Origin of the sequence: Stenotrophomonas sp. BIGb0135 (genome assembly GCF_024810105.1) — a bacterium.
Lineage (GTDB): Bacteria > Pseudomonadota > Gammaproteobacteria > Xanthomonadales > Xanthomonadaceae > Stenotrophomonas > Stenotrophomonas maltophilia_AB.
The window spans coordinates 280,836-302,402 of sequence record NZ_JANUDX010000004.1; the positions used below are offsets into that span (position 1 = coordinate 280,836).

The window sequence follows — 21,567 nt, forward strand, 5'->3', positions numbered from 1 at the left end:
CGCCTGCTCAGCCGGCCTGCAACGATGCCAGGTAGGCGCGCAGCGCCTGCTCGAAGCCCTCGATGGCGTCGCGGCACGCAGGCACGCCCTCGCGTTCGACCTGCTCCATCAACGTGCGTGCCTGCACGGCCAGCGTGCCGGCCCCGAGCGCGCCCAGCCCCCCCGCCATGCGGTGCAGCGCCTCCGCGGCGGCATGGCTGTCGTCGGCGTCCAGGGCGCTCCGGCTGTGGCGCAGGTCGTCCTCGGTGGCACTGCGCATGCTGTCGATCATGACGTTGGCGACATGCTCGGACCCGAAGCGTTGCACGATCGCGCTGCGGCTTGGCGCCCCGGCGGCAGGCGTGGCGACGGCGGCATCGGCCGCGTGGCGCGGGTCGTGCGCTGCCGCGTCGGCATCCAACCAGCGCAGCAGCGCCTGGCGCAACGTGGCCAGCGCCACCGGTTTGGCCAGCAGGTCATCCATGCCGGCCTCGCGGCAGCGCTGCAGGTCTTCGGCCAGCGCACTGGCCGACAGCGCGATCACCGGCATGCGCGGCCGCCCCTGCGCGCGCTCGTCCTCGCGCAGGCGCTTGGTCATCGCGTAGCCATCGAGCACCGGCATGCGGCAATCGGTGATGACCAGGTCGTATGTTCCCTGCTTGAGCAGTTCCAACGCCTCCTGGCCATCGGCGGCCAGCGCGTAGGCCAGTCCCAACTGCTGCAGCCGCCAGCGCATCAGCGCCTGGTTGGTGGGATGGTCTTCCACCACCAGCACGCGACGTCGCTGCAGTGCCTCCGGCAACGTCGGCACGCCATCGCCGCCGGTCAGCGCCGCCTCCCCGGGCTCCATCGCCGGCACCACCGGCAACACCAGCCGCACCACCACCTCGGTGCCTTCGCCGGGGACGCTGTGCAGGTCCAGGGCACCGCCCATCAGCGCCACCAGGCGCTGGCAGATGCTCAAGCCCAGGCCGGTGCCGCCGTACTGGCGCGAGGTGGCCACATCGGCCTGGGCGAACGGCATGAACAGGCGCTCGCGTTGTTCCGGGGAAATGCCGATGCCGGTGTCGGCCACGCTCAGACGCAGCCGTTGCGCGCCCTCGTCGTCCTGTTCCAGCGCCAGCGCGATGGAGACCCTGCCGTGCGCGGTGAACTTGATTGCGTTGCTGAGCAGGTTGAACACGATCTGGCGCAGGCGCAGGCCGTCACCCAGGTGCCACGGCGCCACGTCCGCGTCGACCTGCAACTGCAGCTGCAGGCCCTTGGCCGCCGCCTGCGGCGCCAGCAGCTGCTGTACGTTGTCGAGCAGGCTGCGCAGCGCCAGTGGCTGCAGTTCCAGCTGCAGCGCGCCGGCGTCGATGCGCGAGTAGTCCAGGATGTCATCGAGGATGTGCCGCAGCATCTGCGCGGAATCTTCGATCACCGCGATGATGCGCCGCTGCTCGTCGTCCAGCGGCGTATGCGCCAGCACCTCGACCATGCCCAGCACGCCACTCATGGGCGTGCGGATCTCATGGCTCATCGTGGCCAGGAACGCGGACTTGGCCTGCGCGGCCTGCTCGGCGGCCGCCTTGGCCGCGACCAGGGCGTCCGCCTGGGCACGCGCTTCGGTGACATCCACCCAGTAGCCGCTCCACAGCATCTGGCCCTCCTCGGCCGCATAGGGCGTGGCGCGCGACCGCACCCAGCGCGTGCTGCCGTGCGGACGGGTGCGGAACTCCATGTCGAGCACGTCGAAGTCGCGCGCGGCCTGGTCCAGTGCCGCGCGCACGCGCGCGCGGTCCTGGGCCTCGACCCGCTCCATGACCTGCCCCCCATCGGCCATCGCCTCGGCCGCGCTGAGGCCGAACAGCGCCTCCATGTCGCCGGCGATGTAGGGGAAGGAGAACTGCCCGCTGGCATCGCGGCGCGCCTGGTAGACCGTGGCCGGCAGGTTGTCGGTGACCTCGGCGAGGCGCTGCTCCAACCGTCGTCGCATCGACACTTCATTGCGCAGCCGCCAATAGCCCCAGCCGTGCACCAGGAAGGCGGTCAGCAGCACCAGCGCCAGCGGCACGGCCCACCGCGCGATCGAGCGCCAGTCCAGCCCGCTGCGGTATTCGGCGGAGAGCCAGTCGCCGCGGATGGCTTCGTGCTCGCGCGTGCCGAGATTGACCAGCACGCGGTCGAAGGTGGTCGCCAGCGGGGCGTACTCGCGCTTGACGGCCAGCGACAGCCGATCGTTGAGGCCGGCGGGCGCGGTCACGTGCAACTGCGTGGGGTAGGACTCGCGCACGATGCGATCGGCCGTGGCCAGGTTGCCGACGTAGGCGTCGGCATCGCCGCGCGCGAGCCGTGCCAGCGCCTGCTCGCCGCTGCGCGCCGGCACGATGCGTGCGTTGGGCGCGTGCTGCAGGATGAAACCGCGCAGGCGATCGGGATCGGAGACCAGGATGCTGTGCCCGTTGAGGTCGGCCAGGCTCAGTACCGGCGGGCTCTGGCTGCCGACCACGATCACGTTGGGAACGGTGATGAAGGGCTGGCTGAACACCCAGCCCGGCCCCAGGTACGTGGAGTCGTTGGGGATGCCCATGATCGCGTCGACCTCGCCCTTGCGCAGCTGCTCGCGCACCTCGAACCAGTCGTGTGCGGGCACCCGTGTCAGGTGCGCCCCGGCCAGGTTCAACTGGCGCAGGTAGTCGCCGGCCACGCCGCTGGGCTGGCCATCGGCATCGATGAACGCCAGCGGGGCGGCCTGCGGCGCGAAGCCGAGGCGAAGCGGTTGCGCCAGCACGCGCTTTTCCGCGTTGCCCAGGATCAACTGCGACCTGCGCGACCACTGCAACGGCTGCAGCCAGCGATCGGCGATCGCCTCACGCTCGGCGCTGGTGAGCCGGGCCAGTGCGCCGTCCAGGGCCTCGGCCAGCGGCTGGCTCGCGTTGGTCACGCCGAAGTGCAGGCGCTCCTGCGGCAGGTCGCTGGGCCGCAGCAGGGAGACCCGCTGCAGCGCCTTGGCGCCGATCAACGTACTGGCCACGTAGGCATTGCCGATATACACATCGGCCTCATCGCGGCCGACCATGCCCAGCGCTGCCAGGGTATCGGCGGCGTTGATCCGCACCGCCCGCGGAAACCGCGCGCGCACCTGGTCGCTGGTGACGAACTCCCCCTCGGTCACCACGCGCAGGCCCTGCAGGTCCGGGTCGGTCGAGGTGCGGGTGTCGTCCGGGCGTCCGACCACCGCCAACGGTGCCTCGATGTAGGGCTGGGTGTAGACCATGCAGCGGGTACGGTCGGCGGTCAGGGTGACGTTCATCACCACGTCCACCTCGCCCCGGCAGGCCGCGTCGAGCACGGCGGTCCAGCTGGGGTAGGTGCGGACCTCCACGCGCAGCCCCAACCGCGTCGCCAGCAGGCTCAGGTAGTCGTAGCCCAGGCCTTGGGGACGGCCGTTCTGGATGGATTCAAAGGGCGGCCAACCGCTGTCGTAAATGCCCAGGATGATGGTAGGGTGCCGTCCAAGCCATTCACTTTGGCGGGGCGAAAGCGACGCGGTGGTCGCGGGCACATCGGCGCCCATCGCCCACATCGGCATGAATGCAAGGATCAGCAGAACCAGCCAGCGGACAACCGGGGTACGCATGCGGTCTGATCTCCGTAGAATGATGTTTCCACCACGGCACGACCCATGCGGCGTCCGCCTCGGCGACCATACTAATCCATGACCTTGCGCATCATCATCGCCGACGATCATCCGGTGGTCCGTATCGGCACCAAGGCCGTGATCGAATCCAGCGGGGTCGGCACGGTGGTGGCCGAAGCCAGCAGCGCCGACGAACTGTTCGCCGCGCTCGCCCAGCACCCGTGCGACGTACTGGTGACCGACTACTCGATGCCCGGCAGCCAGCAGGCCGACGGGTTCACCATGATCGGCATGATCCGGCGGCGTTTCCCGGACCTGCCGGTCCTGATGCTGAGCGTCTCCAACAACCTGGCGATCCTGCGCATGGTGGTCTCCACCGGCGTGCTGGGCCTGGTCGACAAGACCTCCTCGATGGAAGAGCTGCCCCTGGCCATCCAGACCGTGCAGCGCGGCGTGCCGTATGTGAGCCGCACCCTGAAGGAACGCATCAATGCCATTGGCACCCACAACGTGGGTGACGTGGGCACCAAGCCGCTGTCACCGCGCGAAGTGGAAGTGCTGCGCCTGCTCGGCAGTGGGCAGACGGTGAAGGAAATCGCCCTGCAGCTGCACAAGAGCGTGAGCACGATCAGCCGCCAGAAGGGCGATGCGATGCTGAAGCTTGGGCTGAAGGGCGATGCCGAGTTGTTCGACTACCTGCGCGACGGCGAAATCTGACGCCCGTCAGCGCATGTACCGGCGCCGGATTCATGCGCAGGTCAGGCTTTTTTCAGCGCCGCTTCATGCGTCCTGCCGCTAGATGAATACGCACGCTGAGCGGTCCACCGGGGCAATGTTCCGGCAATGTCCGGCCCCCAGCGTGGTAGCCAAGGCCGGTGGGCAGGCAGTCGCCACACCTCCCGACCGTGGCAAGCACCTGACAGGAGAACCGAACATGCTCAACATTTCCGCACTCAGCCTTCGTGGACTGGCCATGGCCCTGGCCCTGACCGCCGGCCTGGCCACCATCAGCGACGCCAGCGCCATGTCCCGCAAGGACAAGCGCACCGTGGTGGGCGCGGTGGTGGGCGGCGTGGCCGGCCACCTGATTTCCAACGGCGACCCGACCGCCACCGTGGGCGGTGCCGTCGCCGGCGGCGCGATCGGCAACCTGACCACCCGCGATCGCCATGACAACCGGTATGACCGTCGCTACGACAACCGTCGTTACGATGACCGCCGCCATGACCGTCGCTATGGCTACGACCGCGACCGTCGCCATGACCGCGGCCACCGCGACTGGGATCGCCGACACGGCCGCGGCTGGTAATACCGCCAGCGGTGTCGACACAGCCGTAGCAGCAGCGGGCGGGTCGATGACCCGCCCGTTCTGCGTTCCGGGCCCCGGCGGTATCGCGCTACCCTAGGCGCCCGGCAGCAGCACCGCCCCCGTCGCACGTCCCGATGAACAACGCTCCCCACCTCGTCCAGGGCCTCAACAACGATGCCGTGGACGCCGACTGGCCGGCGCTCGACGAGGCCGAGATCGGTTGGCTGGCCGGGCAGTACCCGCAGTGGCACGGCCAGGCGCGCCTGCGCTGGCACAGCCCGCGACCGCTGTCGGCGGCCGCCCTGGTGGACACCGGCGCGGGGCAGGTGTTCGTCAAGCGCCACCACGGCAGCGTGCGCAGCGCGGCGACGCTGGCCGAGGAACACCGCTTCATCGCCCACCTCGGTGCAGCGGGCCTGCCGGTGGTGCAGGTGCTGCGCGCGGCCGACGGCAGCACCGCGCTGGCGCACGACGGCTGGACCTACGAAGTGCACACCCTGGGCCGGGGCGAGGACGTGTACCGCGATGCGCCGTCGTGGACGCCGTTGACCGCGATCGCCCAGGCCCACGAGGCCGGCCGCATGCTCGCACGCCTGCACCAGGCGGCCGCCGATTATCACGCGCCCCAACGCGGCACCCACCTTCTCGTCGCGCGCGACGACCTGATCCGTGCCCGCGACCCGCTGGCCATGATCGCCCACGACCTCGACCAGCGTCCCGGCCTGGCAGCGTATCTCGGCCGGCGCGATTGGCGCGCGGACCTGCAGCGCGCGGTGCTGCCCTGGCATGCCGGCCTGGCCGGCCGCCTGCAGGCCGAACCGCGCCTGTGGGCGCACAACGACTGGCACGTCTCCAACCTGCTGTGGCGCGCCGACGGCGAGACGATGGCCGTGGCGAGCGTGCTCGACTTCGGGCTGGCCTCGCCCACCAGTGCCCTGTTCGACCTGGCCACCGCGATCGAGCGCAATGCCATTGCCTGGCTGGAGATCGACCGGCCGGCCCCGGCCGCGAGGCCGGGGATCGCGCTGGCCCTGCTGGCCGGCTATCGCGAGGTGCTGCCCCTGTCGGCCGCGCGCGTGCACCTGCTGGCCGACCTGCTGCCGATCGTGCACCTGGATTTTGCCCTGTCCGAAGTGGAGTACTTCGAGGGCGTCACCGGGTCGCCGGCCAACGCGGACGTGGCCTACCACACCTTCCTGCTCGGCCATGCGGCCTGGTTCCAGGGCCACGACGGGCAGGCCCTGCTCGCGGCGCTGCACGCGGCCGCCTGAACGCCGGCGGGCAGCGCCGCGGCGTTTGTGGTGAAATAGCCCTCGAAGCGGGGGTGCCTGGCGAAGCCAGGCTGAGAGAGTCCCTTGGAACCTGATCCGGTTGATACCGGCGTAGGGAGCTTTGTGCAGTGGGCGCAACGACCGGATGGGTCGGTGCGTGCGCGCCGTCGCTTCGTCTCTTCTGGCTGATGACGAATCGAATGAACCGCTGCTACCGCCCTGCCCTGCTGACCGTCGCCCTGTGTGCCGCCCTGCCGCTGCACGCCCGCGATGCCGCCCCCGACGCCGCCGAACGCTCCCCGACCGACCTTGCCGCCGTGCGCGTGCAGGCCCGGCAACCGGTGGCCGATACCGTCCAGACCAGCAGCTTCGGCAGCGGCGACTGGAAGGACACGCCGGCGTCGCTGACGGTGCTGGACCGCATGCTGCTGGACAGCCGCCAGGTGCGCACGCTGTCCGAACTGGCCAGCAACGATGCTTCGCTGGGCGACAGCTACGCGCCGGTGGGCTACTACCAGAACATCGCGATCCGCGGCTTCCCGCTGGATACCGGCACCGGCTACCGCTTCAACGGCCTGAGCACCACCGGCGAGCAGCGACTGGCGTTGGAGAACATCCAGCAGGTGGAGATTCTCAAGGGCGAGGCCGGCCTTGCCGCCGGCGTGATGGCGCCCGGCGGCATCATCAACTACGTGGGCAAGCGTCCGGCCGAGGTGCGCACGGTCACCCTGGGCACCGACTCGGAAGGCTCGCGCTATGCGGCGCTGGATGCCGGGCATTGGCTGACCCCGCGCGTCGGCGTGCGCGTGAATGCGGCCTGGGATGGCAGCGAATCGTATATCGAGCACGCCGAGGGCCGTCGCAATTTCTACTCGCTGGCCACCGACTGGCTGATCAGCGACCGCAGCAAGCTCGAGGTGGATGCCAACTACCAGACCAGCGCGCAGCGCTCGGCCTCCGGCTACCAGTTGCTCGGCGCCCGCACCTTGCCGCGCGGCGTGGACCGCGAGCACATGCTGGGCTACCAGCCCTGGCAGCGGCCGGTAGGCATCGACAGCACCAACATCACCGCATTGCACACCTACCAGTTCAATGCGCAGTGGCAGTCGCGGGTGTCGGCCGGCTACAGCCGGTCGGTGATCGATGACAACGTGGCCTTCGCCTATGGCTGCTACTACGCCGCGCAATGCGCCGATGGCAGCGTGCCGGGCAACTACTTCGCGCCCGATGGCGACTACGACGTCTACGACTACCGCAGCCCCGACGACACCCGCCGCAACCTGGAAGCACGCGCCGAACTGCGCGGGCGCATCGACACCGGGCGCGTGGGCCACGACCTCAGCATCGGCGCCGATCGTTTCGAGCGCACCATCGACAAGCGCCGCAACGTCAACGAGTACGTCGGCACCGCCAACATCGGCGATGCGCAGGTGCCGGTGTTCGCGCCGTCGCCGCTGCAGCCGGGCCCGTCGGTGCGGCGCCTGGACAGCGCACAGACCGCGCTGTTCGCCATGGACCGCATGCAGTTCGGCGAGGACTGGCAATGGCTGGCCGGTGGCCGCTTCGTGCGCCTGGACGAGCGCGCCTTCGACAAGCGCGGCGCGCCGGAACGCCGCAGCCGGCTGTCGCGCTTCCTGCCGCAGACCGCGCTGATCTGGAACGCCACCGACGAAGTGAATGTGTACGCCAGCTACGTGCGCGGCATTTCGCTCGGCCAGGAAGCCCCGTTCTGGACCTCCAACGACGGCGCGTTCCTGGCCCCGGTGCTGTCGCGCCAGACCGAAGTGGGCGTCAAGTACGCCGCGGCCGACGCACTCACCCTGGGCGCGGCCGTGTTCCGCACCTCGCAGCCGTTCCAGTACGCCAGGCCCGATGCCAGCGACGCCGGCTATACCTTCGTCGCCGAAGGCCAGCAGACCCACACCGGCCTGGAGCTGACCGCCAATGGCCGGCTCGCCGAGGGCCTGGTGCTCACTGCCAGCGTCAGCGCGCTGCAGGCGCGCGCGCGCAGCACCGGCACCGCGCTGTATGAGGGCCACCAGCTGGTCAACGTACCCAAGCTGCGCGCCAGCGTGCATGCCGACTACGCGCTGCCCTTCGCCACCGGTCTGGCGGTCACCGGCGGCTGGCGCTACGCGTCGGCGAACGCGGCCACGGTGGACGGCAGCGTGCGCGCGCCGGCCTACCACGTGGTCGACCTCGGCCTGCGCTTCAAGCACGCGCTGGGCGAGCATCCGGTCACCTGGAACCTGTCGGTGCACAACGTGTTCGACCGCTTCTACTGGCGGGATACCGGCAGCAGCGCCGGTGACTATTACCTGTTCGCCGGTGCGCCGCGCCAGGCACGGCTGTCGGTCACGTTCGGGCTATGAACGCCGCGGCGATCCTGGAATGGTCGGCGGTCGTGGCCAGCCTGCTGGGCGTGTGGCTGATGGCACGCCGGCGCATGCTGGCATGGCCGGTCGGGCTGGTGGCGGTGGCCCTGTACGGGGGCGTGTTCGCCGAGGCCCGGTTGTACTCGGACACCCTGCTGCAGGTCGTGTTCGGCGGCTTCCTGGTGTACGGCTGGCTCAGCTGGCACCGGCACGCGCAGGAGGACGGTGCGATCGTGATCGCACCACTGGCACGGCGCACGCTGCTGCGTGACCTGGCCATCGGCATCGCGTTCGGGCTCGTGCTCGGCGCGGCGATGCATACCTGGACCGAAGCCGCGCTCCCGTGGCTGGATGCGATGCTGGCCGCGCTGAGCCTGGTGGCGCAGTGGTGGCAGGCACGCCGGCACATCGCCACGTGGTGGTTGTGGATCATCGTCGACGTGATCTACGTGGGCATGTATCTGGTGAAGTCGCTGGACGTCACCGCCGGGCTGTACCTGGTGTTCGTCGGGCTGGCGGTGATGGGGCTGCGGGCGTGGACGGCGGCAGGCGCGGGCCAGGCGATGCCCGCCGGTAGCCACCACGGCTGAGGCCGGCCTTTCGGGCGCGCCTGCCCCGCGTTGCTCAGTCGGCCAGCCAGCGCATCGGCTCGGCGCCCATCGCCGGGTCGGTGCTGCCCGGCTGGCCATCTTCCACCCGCCCGGCCAGACGCTGGGACGCACCCGGCTGCTCGACGTGCAGGTCGTACCAGCCGCCGCTGGGCGTGGCATCCCAGGCGATGTCGACGGTGGCGCCCGGGTCGATCCGCAGCTGCCGGTGCGGTGCGGCCTCGACGTAGGCACCGGCGCGCACGGTGACCGCCAGCGGCATCGCGCCGGGATTATGCAGCCACAGGCGCAGGCGGCCAGCGTCGCGGTCGATGCGGGACTGCAGCGGTGCCTGGGTGCCTGGCTGGCCGCGATAGTGCCGATGGAAACCGTTCGGGCCGAGCAGCCACAGGTCGTAGCCGCGTGCGTCATCGATGGCCCAGCGCGCCTGCTGCGGCAGGCCCGGGGCAAGCGTGTAGCGGCGCGGGATCGCGCCCAGATGCAGACGGTCGTAGACATGCAGCACCGCCGCCGCGCCATCGCAGGCCAGGTCCAGCCGCACGTGGTCGTCATCCAGCACGATGCCCGCCTGCGGCCGATACGGCAGCGCGCGCGCCGGGCGCACCCCGGGCGCCTGCCGCGCCGGCGCGAGGCCCTCGGGCACGACCGGCACGGTACGGCCCGGCAACGCGGCCGCACGCGCGGCGGTGGCAGCGGTGGCCGGCAGCGACGCGACGAAGGGCCGCGCGTCGCCACGCGAAAAGTCGAATGCGCCGGTCAGGTCGCCGCAGACCGCGCGACGCCACGGCGACAGCGCCGGTGCAGCCACGCCGAAGCGGCGCTCGATCAGCCGGATCACCGAGGTATGGTCGTAGACCTGCGAATCGACCCAGCCACCGCGGCTCCACGGCGAGAGGACATACAGCGGCACGCGCGGGCCGAGGCCATAGGGGCGGCCACGCAGGTCGAGCGGATCGGCCTTCTCGTTGCCCGGTGACGGATGCCGGTGATACTCGCCCTCGGTCGAGACCGACGACGCGCCTGCCCAGCCACCGGCCACGCTGGGATCGGGCGACGGCGGTGCGGGCGGCGGCATGTGGTCGAAGAAACCATCGTTCTCATCGAACATCAGCAGCAGCGCGGTACGGCCCCACACCTGGGGATCGGCGGTGAGCGCATCCAGCACGCGCGCGGTGTACGCCGCGCCCTGGGCGGGGCTGGAGGGGCCGGGATGTTCGCTGCCGGCGGCATCGGCGATGATGAAACTGACCTGCGGCAGCTGCCCCTTCAGCACGTCCTCGCGCAGCTGGGCCAACCCGCGCGTGCTGACCCCGCGTTCGCGCAGGGCCGCATCGTGGCCGGGCGCGCCGCGCCAGGCCTGGCGGAACGTCTCGAAGCCGGCCAGCGGGTTGTCGGTGAAGTTGTCGGCCATGTCTTGGTAGATGCGCCAGTCCACGCCTGCGTTCTGCAGGTGCTCCACGTAGGTGGTCCACGTGTAGGCCTGCGGGTTGCCGCCCAGCTCGGGGAAGTTGTCGTGCGAGTTGGCCACGGCCGGGCCACCGCCGCGTGCGTGCGGATCGTTGTGGCCGGTCCACAGGAACAGGCGATTCGGATTGGTGCCGGCCTGCATTGCGCAGTGGTAGGCATCGCACACGGTGAACGCCTCGGCCAGCGCGAACTGGAACGGCATGTCGGCGCGCTGGAAGTAGCCCATCGCATGGTCCTGCTTGGCCGCCGGCCACTGCGCCATGCGCCCGTGGTCCCATGCACGCTGTGCGTCGGGCCAGGTGTGCGGGGTACCTTCCACACGCATCACCCCGAACTGCGCGGCGGTATCCAGCGGAAACGGTGCGATGGCCCGCGTACCGGCCGCATTGGGCTGCAGCCATACAGTGCGCGGCGGCTGGCCCGCGGCCAGCGGCGCGGCCGGGATGACAAAACGATCGCCGAACCCGCGCACCCCCGGAAGGGTGCCGAAGTAATGGTCGAACGAACGGTTCTCCTGCATGAACACCACGATGTGCTGCACATCCTCCAGGCTGCCGCTGCGCGCATGCGGGGCGATCGCCGCCGCACGGGCGATGCTGGGCAGCAGGGCCGCCAGCCCGGCGCCGACGCCGCCCTGCAGCAGGCGGCGGCGACCGATGTCCGGCGCGGGGGTGTCGCGTCGGGTCACAGGTCGACCCGGACCGAGACGCCGACCGTGCGCGGGGCACCGATGAAGGCGGAATCGCTGCCATCCACGCCGGCCAGGTAGCGGCGGTCGGTGAGGTTGCTCACCACCAGGCTGGCACCCACGCCCTTCAGCTTCGGCGACAGGCCCTGCAGGTCGAACCCGATGTTGGCGTTGAACACGGTGGCCGACGGCAGCTTGTTGATGTTGGAGGCATCCAGGTAACGCTCGCCGAGGTAGCGACCGGAGATGCCGGCATTCCAGCGCTCGCCCTGCCAGTCGGCCGAGACCACCAGCACGTGCTTGGGCTGGCCGATCACCTGCGCACCATCGACGATGCCCAGTTCGGTGTCGCGCGCCAGGTTGCCGCTGCCCAGGTATTTGGACCGGTTATAGGTGTAGGCCCCGTTGACCCGCCAACCGCTGTCCCAGCCGTAGCCGAGCGCGGCTTCCAGACCGGTGCTTTCCACGCCACCAAAGTTCTCGTAGACGCCATCGGTCTCGTCCAGGTAGTCGATGCCATCGGCCAACCGCGCCGGCAGGTAGACGATGCGGTTGTCGAACCTGATGGTGTACAGGGTCAGCGAACCGGTCAAGGGCCAACGGCTCACGCGCAGGCCAAGCTCGATGTTGTCGGCGGTTTCCGGTTCGACCCGGGCGAAGCGCTGCGCATCGGTTTCGCCGAGCACGCCGGAGGGGATCGCCGCGAAGTTCTGCGAATAGCCACCGAACAGCTCCAGCCCTTCCACGGGCAGGGTCCAGGTGCCACCGGCGGAGAGCAGCGGATCGGACCTGGAGTCCGACCGCACGTTCTCGGCGTTGCCGATCACCCGGTTGCGCTTCTGGTCGACGAAGAACTGCTTGACGCCGACGCGCGCACTGAACGGGCCGACGCGGGCCACGTCTTCCACGTAGTACATCTGCTCGCTGGTTTTGTAGCGGTCTTCGAACTGCACCCAGTACGGCTGGTGATCAAAACCGATGTCGGTGCCGACGTTGAGCAGGCGGTGCCAGTCGCGGCGCACGCTGCGATCGTACTGCTCCACCCACACGCCGCCACGCACGGTGTTGTCCACGCTGCCCAGGGTCTGCTTCCACTCCACGTCGGCGGTGGCACCGGCGCGGTCGTTGTCGTAGTGCGAGTGGCGGTAGGACTGCACGCCCTGCACGCCAGCGGCGTAACAGTTGGGGTCGTATTCCGCGCTGAAACCGGCGCGCGGTACGCAGCCGGCGCGCATCTGCGCGGCGCTTCCATCGGGGTTGACGAAGTAGAACTGGCCCAGCGCGCTGCCGCCATACACCGTGCCGCCACCGAGGTATTCCGATTCCGGCTGGCCGACGCCATCGTTGCGCGCCTGCACCAGGTACGGCGGCAACCAGTCGCCGCGGCCCTCCATCCTGTGCGCGTAGCCGGTCAACGTGGCCTTGACGCCATTGCCGCCGTCGAACGCACCGCGCAGGTAGCCGAAGGTGTTCTCGCGCAGCGCGCGCGATCCGGACCGGTAGTTCTGGTCCAGGTAGGGAATACCGGTGAGCGTGCCGGTCAGGCCATCGCGGTCCGGGTGGGTGGCGAACGCGACCGGGCTCACGCTGGTGTATTCGGGCTCGTCGGCATCGTTGTAGGAGGCGTAGCCGCTGAGGGTCCAGCGCTCCAGCTCGGTGACGAACCGGGCCGCGATGTGGTCGTTGCTGACATGGCCGCTGCCGTCGATCCAGTCGTTGACGCGCGAAGACGACGCACTGACCCAGGCGCGGGTGTGACCTCCGAGCAGGCCGGTGTCGTAGCGCACGTAGTACTTGCGTGCATCGTTGTCGCCGCCGCCCACCACCATGCGCAGGCGCTGCTCGGCCAGCGGATCGCTGGTGAGGAAGTTGAGCGTGCCGCCCAGGGCCTCGTTGGAGCGCGAGGAGATGTCGGCGGTGCCCTGGCTGACTTCGATGGTCTCCAGGTCGAGCGTGTCGATGTAGCGGTTGGCCAGCGAGCCGCCGCCATAGCCCGAGCCACCGTTGGGCAGGCCATCGATGGTGGTACCGATCTGCTGCGTGTCGCGGTTGGTGACGAAGCCGCGCATGCTGATCTGCGTGCCCCACACCGACGAGCCGGTGGCATCGGCTTCGCTGACCACCACGCCCGGCAGCTCGTTGAGCGCAGTGTTGACGCTGCTCAGGATCTGCTGGCGGTTGAGGGTTTCCTGGCTGACGGTGGTCTTGGCGTAGCTGGTGGCCTGGCCGATGACCTGCACTTGGTCGAGCGTGCGGGCCTCATCGGCGGGCGCGGGCTCGGCCGCCATGGTCTGCACGGCGGAAGAAAGCAACAGGGCGAGCAGCGAGATTCGAGGGCAGTGGCCAGAGGCGCGCATCGGGTCGGTGGGGGTAGTGGGCGACCGGCGGAGTATTGGCAGCGCCGGTGACTTCCCCATGACATTGCGCTTGCATTACGCGCACGTGGTGCTGCGTTTGACGTGGCTGGCCAGCTGCGCGACCGCCACCGCATCGCCAGCCAGCGGCGCAACGCCGAGCAGTGTTTCCTCTGCCGCCGACGCGCTGGAACACGCGGTCGACAGGGCACACCGGCACATCAGGACGACGCTACGGTCGAGCATGGCGGCGCTTCGCGGGACGAGTGCCGAGTGTATCGGGGTGGTCGTGGCAGGCGCCCTGTGCCTGCCACGGGATTTCATGCCTGGCCCAGTGCTGCCTTGTGGCTGGCGTGCGCGCCTACTCCGCGCCGCCAGCCACCGGGTGCGACGGGCGCCGGTGGAACTTGCGCGACAGCCAGTTGCCCAGGTCATCCATCACGGTGAACGCCGCCGGGATCACGATCAGGCTCAGCAGCGTGGAGGTGATCAGGCCACCGATCACCGCGATCGCCATCGGCGCGCGGAAGCTGGAATCGCCGGCGAAGCCCAGCGCGATCGGCATCATGCCCGCGCCCATCGCCAGGGTGGTCATGATGATCGGCTGGGCGCGCTTGCGGCACGCATCAATCAGCGCGTCGTGCTGGCTCATGCCGTGCTCGTCCTCGGCCATCACCGCGTAATCCACCAACAGAATGGAGTTCTTGGTGGCGATGCCGATCAGCATCAACAGGCCGATCAGCGCCGGCAGCGAGAGCATGTTCTGGGTGATCAGCAGCGCGCCGAACGCACCGCCGGCACACAACGGCACCGCCGCGAGGATGGTCACCGGCATCAGCGCGTGGTTGAACAGCAGCAACAGCACCATGTAGATGCAGATCAGGCCGGCGGCCATCGCCAACAGGAAGCCGATGAACAGCTCGACGAACACTTCGGCATCACCGGTGTTGAGGAAGGTCACCCCGGGTGGCAGCTGTTTGACGCTGGGCAATGCCTGCACTTCGGTCATCACATCGCCGAGCGGGCGGCCGTTGAGCTCGGCGGTGAGCGTGACGTTGCGCTGGCGCTGGTAGCGCGAGATCTGCGAGGGACCGCTGCCCTGCTGGATATCGGCCACCGCGGCCAGCGGCACCGGACCGTTGCGGCCGGGCACGCGCAACTGGCCGATCAGGGCCGGGTTGGCCAGCGTAGCCTCGGCAAAGCCAACCCGGATCGGCACCTGGCGATCGGGCAGGTTGAGCTTGGCCAGGCGCTGCTCGTAGTCGCCGGCGGTGGCGATGCGCGCCGCCTCGGCGATGTCCGCGGTGGCCACGCCCATGTCGGCCGCGCGTGCGGCGTTGGGCACGATCTGCACTTCCGGGCGCAGCAGCGAGGCGGTCGACGTCACGCTGCCCAGGCCCTGGATGCCGCGCAGGTCGCGCTCCAGCGCCGTGGAGGCGTCCTGCAGGCGTTGCGGATCATCGCCGGACAGCACCAGCTGCAGCAGGTTGCCGGGCTCGGAGCTGACATAGCTCACGCGCACGCCGGGCAGGTTGGCCAGCTTCTGCCGGGCCTCGCGCTCCAGCGCGCGCTGGTCGCGGTCGCGCGTGTTGGCGGTGCCCCAATCCAGTACCAGCGTGGCTTTGCGTGCCTCGCCCACACCGGTGGCACTGGGGTCGCCCAGGTCCAGCACGCTGCCCACGGCGGTGTACACCTGCTTCAGTTCGGGCATGTCCTTGAGCAGCGCGCGCGCCTGCTCGGCCACGCCCACCGTCTCCTGCAGCCGGGTGCCTGGCGGCAGTTCCAGGCTGAGGTTGCTGCGGCCCAGGTCGGATTGCGGGATGAAGGTGGCCGGGATGAACGGCACCAGCGCCAGCGAGGCCACGAACAACCCGGTGGCCAGCCACAGCGTGCGCCCGCGGTGGCGCAGCGCGGCGTCCACCCAGCCCAGGTACCAGACCATCAGCCTCGAATCGGGCTTCTCCTCGCCATGCGGCTTGAGCAGGTAGGCGGCCATCATCGGCGTGAGCAGGCGTGCCACCAGCAGCGAGAACAGCACCGCGGTGGCCGCGGTCCAGCCGAACTCGCGGAAGAACTTGCCGGCGATGCCGGGCATGAAGGCGACCGGCACGAACACCGCCGCCAGGGTCAGCGAGGTGGCGATCACCGCGTTGCCGATCTCGCCGGCCGCCTCGCGCGCGGCCTCCAGCGGCGGCTTGCCCATGCGCAGGTGGCGCACGATGTTCTCGATCTCCACGATCGCATCGTCGACCAAGATGCCGACCACCACCGACAGCGCCAGCAGGGTGATCATGTTCAGCGTGAAGCCGAAGAAGTACATCACCGCGAAGGTGGGGATGATCGACAACGGCAAGGCCAGCGCCGCCACCCAGGTCGCGCGCCAGTCGCGCAGGAACAGCCACACCACCAGCAACGCCAGCAGCGCGCCCTCGTACAGCATCGTCATCGACGAGTCGTAGGAGCGGTGGGTTTCGTCGATGGCGGTAGTGACCAGGCGGAACTCGATACCCGGATGTTCGGCCTTGATCGTGTCCAGCGCGGCGTGCACGCCGGCTTCCACCTTGACCTCGCTGGAACCACGCGTGCGCGACATCGAGAACGCCACCACGTCGCCGCCGTCCAGCAACGCGGCTTCGGTCGGGTCGGCGGCGGCATCGGTGACCGTGGCCAGGGTGGACAACCGCACCGCGCGCCCGTCCGGCAAGGCGATGGAGTAGTCGCGCAACGATTGGGCATCGCCCACCGTGCCCAGCGTGCGGATGGTCTGCTGCGCGCCCTCGATCTCGGCCTTGCCACCGGCACGCTCGACCTGGATCCGCGCCAGCTGCTGGGACACGTCCCCGGCGGTGATGCCCATGGCGATCAGCGCGTTGGGGTCCAGGTCCACGCGGACCTGGCGTTGCACGCCCCCCACCCGGGTGACCCGGGCCACGCCGGGCACGCCGTACATGGCGCGCGCGATGTCGCGGTCGACGAACCAGCTGGCTTCGTCGGGCGTCATGTGCGGGGCGACCAGCGCGTAGGTCATCAGCGAGCCGCCGATATCCACCTTGGAGATCACCGGCTCCTGGATGTCCTGCGGCAGGTCGGTGCGGATGCGGGTGACCGCATCGCGGGTGTCGTCCAGCGCGGTGGCCAGGTCGGCCTCCAGCTGGAACTCGATGGTGGTGGTGCTCACGCCTTCGCTGACCGAGGAGATCACGCGCTTGACGTTGTTGACCGTGGCCACCGAGTCCTCGACCTTCCGGGTGACCTCGGCTTCGAGCTGGCTCGGCGACGCGCCGGGCTGGGTCACCGTGACCGTGGTCATCGGGAAGGCAATGTCCGGGAAGCGCGCCACCGGCAGCTGATGGAAGCCCCACAGACCGGCCACGCACAGCACGAAGAAGATCAGCAGCGCAGGCAGCGGGCGTTTGATCGCCCAGGCGGAGATGTTCATCGCGCGGCAGCCCTGGTCGCGGCCACCACGCGCACGCGGTCGCCCTCACCGAGGAAGCCGGCGCCGTCCACCACCACCTTGTCGCCGGCCTTGAGTCCTTCCAGGATCGCGGTCTGGCCGTTGACGGCCTGGCCGGTACGCACGCGGTGGCGGGCGGCCTGCTGCTTGTCGTTGACGCTGAACACATAGCTGTGGCCATCGCGCTGCACGATCGCCGCCGTGGGGATGGTCAGCGCCTGGCCGTCGCCGGTGACGATGCGGCCTTCCACGTACATGCCCGGCTTGAGCGGGTCGGGCGTGGGCAGGTCGGCGTAGATCGTGCCGGTCCGGGTCTGCGCATCCACCCCGGGGGTGACCGCACGGATACGTCCGCTGACCACCTGGCCGGCGTAGGGCAGTTCGACGGTGTTGCCCACGGCCACGTCGGCCAACTGGTTCTCCGGCAACTCCGCGCGCCATTCCAGGCGGCCGTCGCGGATCAGGCGCAGCAGCTCGGTGCCGGCCGACACCACCTGGCCCGGCTGCACCAGCCGCTTGGAGATCAAGCCATCGGCCGGCGCGCGCAGGTCGGCAAAATCACGGCGCAGCTTGGCCGCGTCACGTGCCGCACGGGCGGTGGAGGTCTGCGCTTCCGCATTGATGCGCGCTGCGCGCAGTTCGTCCAGGCTGCTGGCGCTGATCAGTTGCTGGGCCTCCAGCTTGGCGCTGCGTTCGTAGTTCATCCGCGCCAGCTCCTGCGAGGCCTGCGCCTGGCGCAGCGAGGCGTCGGCCTGGGCCAGCTCGCTGTCCAGGGTGCGGTGGTCCAACTGCAGCAGCACCTGGCCCTGCTTCACCCACTGGCCCACGTCCACCGGCAACGCGGTCACGCGCTGGCCGGTGATCTCCACCCCGAGCTGCATTTCCTCATAGGCGGTGACCGGCCCGGACACCAGCACCGTGCGCGCCATCGGCTGCAACTGCGCGGTGGCCAGCGAGACCGGCAACGCCGCGCTTGCGCTGGCGGCCTCGGCCGAGGCCGCCTCGTCTTTGCCGCCACAGGCCGACAACAGCGCGGCGATCAGGATCAGGGAAGAACAGCGGAGGAGTCGGTCACGCATCGGTGGGGCTTCCGTGTCGGTGCAGCGGTAACGGGAGGGGAACATCAGGGGGTGGCGGCCAGACGCCGTTCGATGCCATCGAGCATCAGGCCCAGCCCCTGCTCAAAGCGCGTGTCGAAGTCGACCTCGCTCCAGACATCACGGGCCTGCCAGCAGTGCGGGAAACGCTCCTCGGCCAGGGCCATGAACGTTTCACCGAGCGCCTCCATGCTGCCGTCGCCCGGCCACGATTGTTCTTCGATCACAAAGCCCATCGTGTAGTACACCAGGTCCATCGAGGCGGTCGCGGCGAAGCGGATCGGGGCGCCGGCGCCGGCCAGCGCGGCCATGCTCGCCTCGCCTACCCGCAACACGTTCTCGGTGGCCAGGAACGTACCGGCGTAGACGCGCGCACCGTCACGCCGGGCCTTGAACGCCAGCCGGAATTCACGGGCGATCTGCAGCAGCGTCTGCCGCCACGGCTGGCCGGCCGGGATCGCGCGGGCGACGTCGCAGATCATCGCGTCGGCCATGGCGTCGATCAGCGCCTGCTTGCTCTTGAAATGCCAGTACAGCGAGGGCGCACGGATGCCCAGCGAACAGGCCACCTTGCGCAGGGTCACCCCTTCCAGCCCCGCCTCATCCAGGATCCGGAAGGCCGCCTCGACGATGTTTTCCCGCCCAATCGGCTGACGCACCTGCTGGCCCTTGCCTAACGATGTTAGGGGCGCGAATCTAACAGCGTTAGGCAGGTGCGCGCAAGGAGGCGACCGCGGCCAGCGCTGGCGACCGGGTGGACGGGGCAATACCATGCCGGTCAGGGCCTGGCGCCCAGGGGAGAAAGCAGGATGCGCTGGAAGAACGGGACGATCGCGCTGGCAGTGTGGCTCGCCAGCGTGGGCGCAGGTGCGCACGCCGGACCCATGGACGGCGAGGGCGACGCGATTCCCTACGCGTCCCCGGAGGCCGCGCTCGTCGCGCTGCGCGCGTCCCCCCACGTCAGCGAGCGACTGGAGAACGACTGGTTCGCGCTCCAGGATCACCAGGGGCACGTGCTGTGGTCGATCACCGCACCGGGCAACGCAATGCACCCCTCGATGGTCAAGCGCACCCTGGTCCAGCGCGATGGCGGGGTCGAGATCGGGATGTCGATCAAGTGCGGCGCATCCAGACAGGCCTGCGACACGCTGGTGCAGACATTCCAGGCCAGCAACGATCGCCTTCGCCAACGTCTGCGCGACACGACCACCCCGGCGCCGCCGTCCGCGACGGCTCAGCCCACGCCGAACGGTGCAGCCGACCCGCAACGCTAGCCGAGGCCGCCATGTTCCCGAGAAAACTCCTTGCCTGGGCGTGCGCCACCCTGCTGCTGATGCCTTCCATCGGCCACGCCCTGCAGCTGTCGCTCTACGACATCCGTGGGTACGCCGTTGCCTACCTGGACACCGACCAGCAGATGACCGTCTACCTGTGGGATGGGCAGCCGGTGGCCTACGTGGATGGACAGTCCCTCTATGGCTTCAACGGCAGGCACCTGGGGTGGCTCAAGAACCGCGTGGTCGTGGACCATGACGGTTACGCGGTTGGATTCACTGAAAGCGTGATCAGGCGGCGCACGCGCGTGGAGCGCATCAAGGGCCTTCAACAGCTCACCCCGCTGAAAGCACTGCCGCAGCTGGAACCGATGGAACCACTGCAGGCCGGCGGTTGGTCGGATGTCCCGCTGGATGTGTTCCTGTCGATGGGACGGAACTAGGCCGCATCGCGTGGCGGAGGGTGTGCCAGGCATCCACGTCCACGTGGATCAACACGCCTCGTCAGGGTCACGTGCCGCGCTCCGCGCGGGAGCATGTGGCGGCTGAGCGCCTGGCGCGCCTTCCACCGCCGCGAGCATGGCGTACCCATTCGGAACAGGCCCCCACGGTGGCAACCAGCATCGTCGACCTCTCACTTACCGGTTTGCCCCCTTATTGCGCACCGCGTCCCCGGCGAAGTCGTCAGGACTGACCACCACGGAGCCATCACCTTCCAACCAGACGTCCTTGTAAACATCGGGAGGTGGAATAGTGTTGATGTCCGCCCCCAGGGGGAGAAGTTGCCAGCCAATCACATCACCACAGACCGTCCTGCCAATGAGCCTGCGACTATCCAATCCGCGCGCGCGCAGCCCATCCACCACTACCGCGGGAGGACGGCGATCAAACCCCTTGTAGAAACGGCATTGCGCTCCATTCCTGCCCAACGGATAGCTCTCGCCGACAGGATCTTCGCTGCACCCCGGCAGCAGGGCCAGGAGCACACTGCTCACCAGAACACGCGACAGTCCCATTGATGACGCTCCTCTGCTTGCGTTGGTATTCCCGCGCCCAAGGGCGAGGTTCCATGCGCCGTGTGGAAGACCTTGCCGCCCCCATGCGTTGCAGCCATCCAAACGGCGAGGACAGGCGAACTCAGAAGAGACCTGCGACATCGATAGAGGCGCCGTGAAGCAACCGGACTACGCGTCAGGCACACCTGACGGTGGCTCATTGGATCCGCCATCTACGTGAAAAGACAGCATCGCCTCACAGCCAAACTCCCTCTCCATCGCCTGCCTTACCAAGCCGACGATTGCATACCATGAGGTATTGGAACGGGCGTCGATCCCTCTACGGTCGAACTGACGCAATACATGCAGCGTCTCGACACGCGACATTTTCGTCCGCTCCTCATCAAGAATGGATCGTCTGTGTTTCTTCATCAGACAACCTTAAACGCTTGACCGTTGTTATTCCGAACGCCTCGAGCCCCGGCATCAGTTCGCCGAGGTCGAAATTGCCGTAGTCGTGCTTTCGCCGAAACAGAGGCAGCACCAACCTTCTGTTTCTCTCAGGATTAACCTTCTCATTGTCCAGCCTCGCCCGTGCGCGCTGCGGCCTCATGTCAAATCACCTCGCAGGATTTTTGACTACCAGAGAACCAAAGAGAAGCGCTTGGGTAGGCAGTGAATCCGACCTGGTACCTGGAATGCGGTAACAACCCCATTGACTCCCACCACAACCTTTACGTTATTCACCGGATCATAGTAAACCGCGGTGCCAGCCCACGGTCTGCACCTTGCGGGTGACCTGGCCGAAGCGATCATGGCAGTGCAATGTGCTGCCGCCTGCAGGCAGGACCGTCCCCAGGCGCCCCCCTGCCGAAACACTCGTCTGCCGCGCTGGCAGCCGGCGCGGTGTCGTGAGCCCCACCAGAAATCACCGCCTCAAATTTCCACGCTAATAATCACAAAGTGAACTTTCGTCATTCCAACTTCCCCACTGTCCAGGCAACCGCCTATCTTCAACTGCCCTCTTAGCCAGAGCGCCCCCTGCGATCACGTTTAGGCCATAGGAATATC

General features: G+C 68.8%; 15 protein-coding genes, 1 pseudogene and 1 riboswitch. Of the genes and pseudogenes, 7 read left to right on the top strand and 9 right to left on the bottom strand.

What is annotated here, in order from left to right; translation table 11 throughout:
- Positions 1 to 7 precede the first annotated feature (7 nt).
- Positions 8 to 3,601, bottom strand: coding sequence for a transporter substrate-binding domain-containing protein (locus M2421_RS11815; protein ID WP_259206841.1), 3,594 nt, complete (start codon positions 3,599 to 3,601; stop codon positions 8 to 10).
- Between the two features lie 78 nt (positions 3,602 to 3,679).
- Here M2421_RS11815 and M2421_RS11820 point away from each other — a divergent pair, with 78 nt between their 5' ends.
- From M2421_RS11820 to pnuC, 5 genes are all read left to right on the top strand, one after another.
- Positions 3,680 to 4,318, top strand: coding sequence for a response regulator transcription factor (locus M2421_RS11820; RefSeq protein WP_259206843.1), 639 nt, complete (start codon positions 3,680 to 3,682; stop codon positions 4,316 to 4,318).
- Between the two features lie 217 nt (positions 4,319 to 4,535).
- The gene (locus tag M2421_RS11825) at positions 4,536 to 4,910 is read left to right on the top strand and encodes a glycine zipper 2TM domain-containing protein (protein ID WP_259206844.1); all 375 of its coding nucleotides are present in this window, start codon (positions 4,536 to 4,538) and stop codon (positions 4,908 to 4,910) included.
- A gap of 134 nt (positions 4,911 to 5,044) precedes the next feature.
- Positions 5,045 to 6,181 (top strand): phosphotransferase, encoded by a 1,137-nt coding sequence (locus M2421_RS11830; protein WP_259206845.1) that lies wholly within the window; start codon positions 5,045 to 5,047, stop codon positions 6,179 to 6,181.
- Between the two features lie 39 nt (positions 6,182 to 6,220).
- Positions 6,221 to 6,316, top strand: a riboswitch (TPP riboswitch).
- 65 nt (positions 6,317 to 6,381) lie between these two features.
- Positions 6,382 to 8,553: a TonB-dependent siderophore receptor gene (locus tag M2421_RS11835; RefSeq protein WP_259206846.1), complete on the top strand. Its 2,172-nt coding sequence runs from the start codon at positions 6,382 to 6,384 to the stop codon at positions 8,551 to 8,553.
- Positions 8,550 to 9,146 (top strand): nicotinamide riboside transporter PnuC, encoded by a 597-nt coding sequence (gene pnuC, locus M2421_RS11840; protein ID WP_259206847.1) that lies wholly within the window; start codon positions 8,550 to 8,552, stop codon positions 9,144 to 9,146. The genes M2421_RS11835 and pnuC overlap by 4 nt, the downstream gene beginning before the upstream one ends.
- 34 nt (positions 9,147 to 9,180) lie before the next feature.
- Here pnuC and M2421_RS11845 read toward each other — a convergent pair whose 3' ends face one another.
- The 6 genes and pseudogenes from M2421_RS11845 to M2421_RS11870 all read right to left on the bottom strand — a co-directional run bounded on the left by M2421_RS11845 (position 9,181) and on the right by M2421_RS11870 (position 18,886).
- Positions 9,181 to 11,319, bottom strand: a complete 2,139-nt coding sequence (locus tag M2421_RS11845) for a phospholipase C, phosphocholine-specific (RefSeq protein ID WP_259206848.1) — start codon at positions 11,317 to 11,319, stop codon at positions 9,181 to 9,183.
- Positions 11,316 to 13,571, bottom strand: a pseudogene (locus tag M2421_RS11850) (TonB-dependent receptor); the annotation flags it as partial. The pseudogene M2421_RS11850 and the gene M2421_RS11845, both read right to left, overlap by 4 nt.
- Before the next feature lie 180 nt (positions 13,572 to 13,751).
- Entirely contained in the window at positions 13,752 to 13,919 is a 168-nt protein-coding gene (locus M2421_RS11855; RefSeq protein WP_259206850.1) for a hypothetical protein, read from the bottom strand.
- A gap of 115 nt (positions 13,920 to 14,034) precedes the next feature.
- Positions 14,035 to 17,112 carry an efflux RND transporter permease subunit gene (locus tag M2421_RS11860; protein WP_259206851.1) on the bottom strand — a complete coding sequence of 1,026 codons (3,078 nt, stop codon included), beginning with the start codon at positions 17,110 to 17,112 and terminating at the stop codon, positions 14,035 to 14,037.
- Positions 17,109 to 18,209 (bottom strand): efflux RND transporter periplasmic adaptor subunit, encoded by a 1,101-nt coding sequence (locus tag M2421_RS11865; protein WP_259206852.1) that lies wholly within the window; start codon positions 18,207 to 18,209, stop codon positions 17,109 to 17,111. The genes M2421_RS11860 and M2421_RS11865 overlap by 4 nt, the downstream gene beginning before the upstream one ends.
- 44 nt (positions 18,210 to 18,253) lie before the next feature.
- On the bottom strand, positions 18,254 to 18,886 hold the full coding sequence (locus M2421_RS11870) for a TetR/AcrR family transcriptional regulator C-terminal domain-containing protein (RefSeq protein ID WP_259206853.1): 633 nt from the start codon (positions 18,884 to 18,886) through the stop codon (positions 18,254 to 18,256).
- Between the two features lie 150 nt (positions 18,887 to 19,036).
- On the opposite strand from M2421_RS11870, the gene M2421_RS11875 reads away from it, so the two are divergent.
- Entirely contained in the window at positions 19,037 to 19,501 is a 465-nt protein-coding gene (locus tag M2421_RS11875) for a hypothetical protein (RefSeq protein WP_259206854.1), read from the top strand.
- A 59-nt stretch (positions 19,502 to 19,560) separates the two neighbouring features.
- Positions 19,561 to 19,944, top strand: coding sequence for a 4-fold beta flower protein (locus M2421_RS11880; RefSeq protein WP_259206855.1), 384 nt, complete (start codon positions 19,561 to 19,563; stop codon positions 19,942 to 19,944).
- A gap of 195 nt (positions 19,945 to 20,139) precedes the next feature.
- Here M2421_RS11880 and M2421_RS11885 read toward each other — a convergent pair whose 3' ends face one another.
- Positions 20,140 to 20,517, bottom strand: a complete 378-nt coding sequence (locus tag M2421_RS11885) for a hypothetical protein (RefSeq protein WP_259206856.1) — start codon at positions 20,515 to 20,517, stop codon at positions 20,140 to 20,142.
- Positions 20,518 to 20,685: 168 nt separating this feature from the next.
- The gene (locus M2421_RS11890; RefSeq protein WP_259206857.1) at positions 20,686 to 20,928 is read right to left on the bottom strand and encodes a hypothetical protein; all 243 of its coding nucleotides are present in this window, start codon (positions 20,926 to 20,928) and stop codon (positions 20,686 to 20,688) included.
- Positions 20,929 to 21,567 lie beyond the last annotated feature (639 nt).

Excerpts from the sequence above, each read along its gene's own strand:
- M2421_RS11815 (WP_259206841.1), bottom strand. The coding sequence starts at position 3,601 with ATGCGTACCCCGGTTGTCCGCTGGCTGGTTCTGCTGATCCTTGCATTC.
- M2421_RS11820 (WP_259206843.1), top strand. The coding sequence starts at position 3,680 with ATGACCTTGCGCATCATCATCGCCGACGATCATCCGGTGGTCCGTATC.
- M2421_RS11825 (WP_259206844.1), top strand. The coding sequence starts at position 4,536 with ATGCTCAACATTTCCGCACTCAGCCTTCGTGGACTGGCCATGGCCCTG.
- M2421_RS11830 (WP_259206845.1), top strand. The coding sequence starts at position 5,045 with ATGAACAACGCTCCCCACCTCGTCCAGGGCCTCAACAACGATGCCGTG.
- M2421_RS11835 (WP_259206846.1), top strand. The coding sequence starts at position 6,382 with ATGAACCGCTGCTACCGCCCTGCCCTGCTGACCGTCGCCCTGTGTGCC.
- pnuC (WP_259206847.1), top strand. The coding sequence starts at position 8,550 with ATGAACGCCGCGGCGATCCTGGAATGGTCGGCGGTCGTGGCCAGCCTG.
- M2421_RS11855 (WP_259206850.1), bottom strand. The coding sequence starts at position 13,919 with ATGCTCGACCGTAGCGTCGTCCTGATGTGCCGGTGTGCCCTGTCGACC.
- M2421_RS11860 (WP_259206851.1), bottom strand. The coding sequence starts at position 17,112 with ATGAACATCTCCGCCTGGGCGATCAAACGCCCGCTGCCTGCGCTGCTG.
- M2421_RS11865 (WP_259206852.1), bottom strand. The coding sequence starts at position 18,209 with ATGCGTGACCGACTCCTCCGCTGTTCTTCCCTGATCCTGATCGCCGCG.
- M2421_RS11875 (WP_259206854.1), top strand. The coding sequence starts at position 19,037 with ATGCGCTGGAAGAACGGGACGATCGCGCTGGCAGTGTGGCTCGCCAGC.
- M2421_RS11880 (WP_259206855.1), top strand. The coding sequence starts at position 19,561 with ATGCCTTCCATCGGCCACGCCCTGCAGCTGTCGCTCTACGACATCCGT.
- M2421_RS11885 (WP_259206856.1), bottom strand. The coding sequence starts at position 20,517 with ATGGGACTGTCGCGTGTTCTGGTGAGCAGTGTGCTCCTGGCCCTGCTG.
- M2421_RS11890 (WP_259206857.1), bottom strand. The coding sequence starts at position 20,928 with ATGAAGAAACACAGACGATCCATTCTTGATGAGGAGCGGACGAAAATG.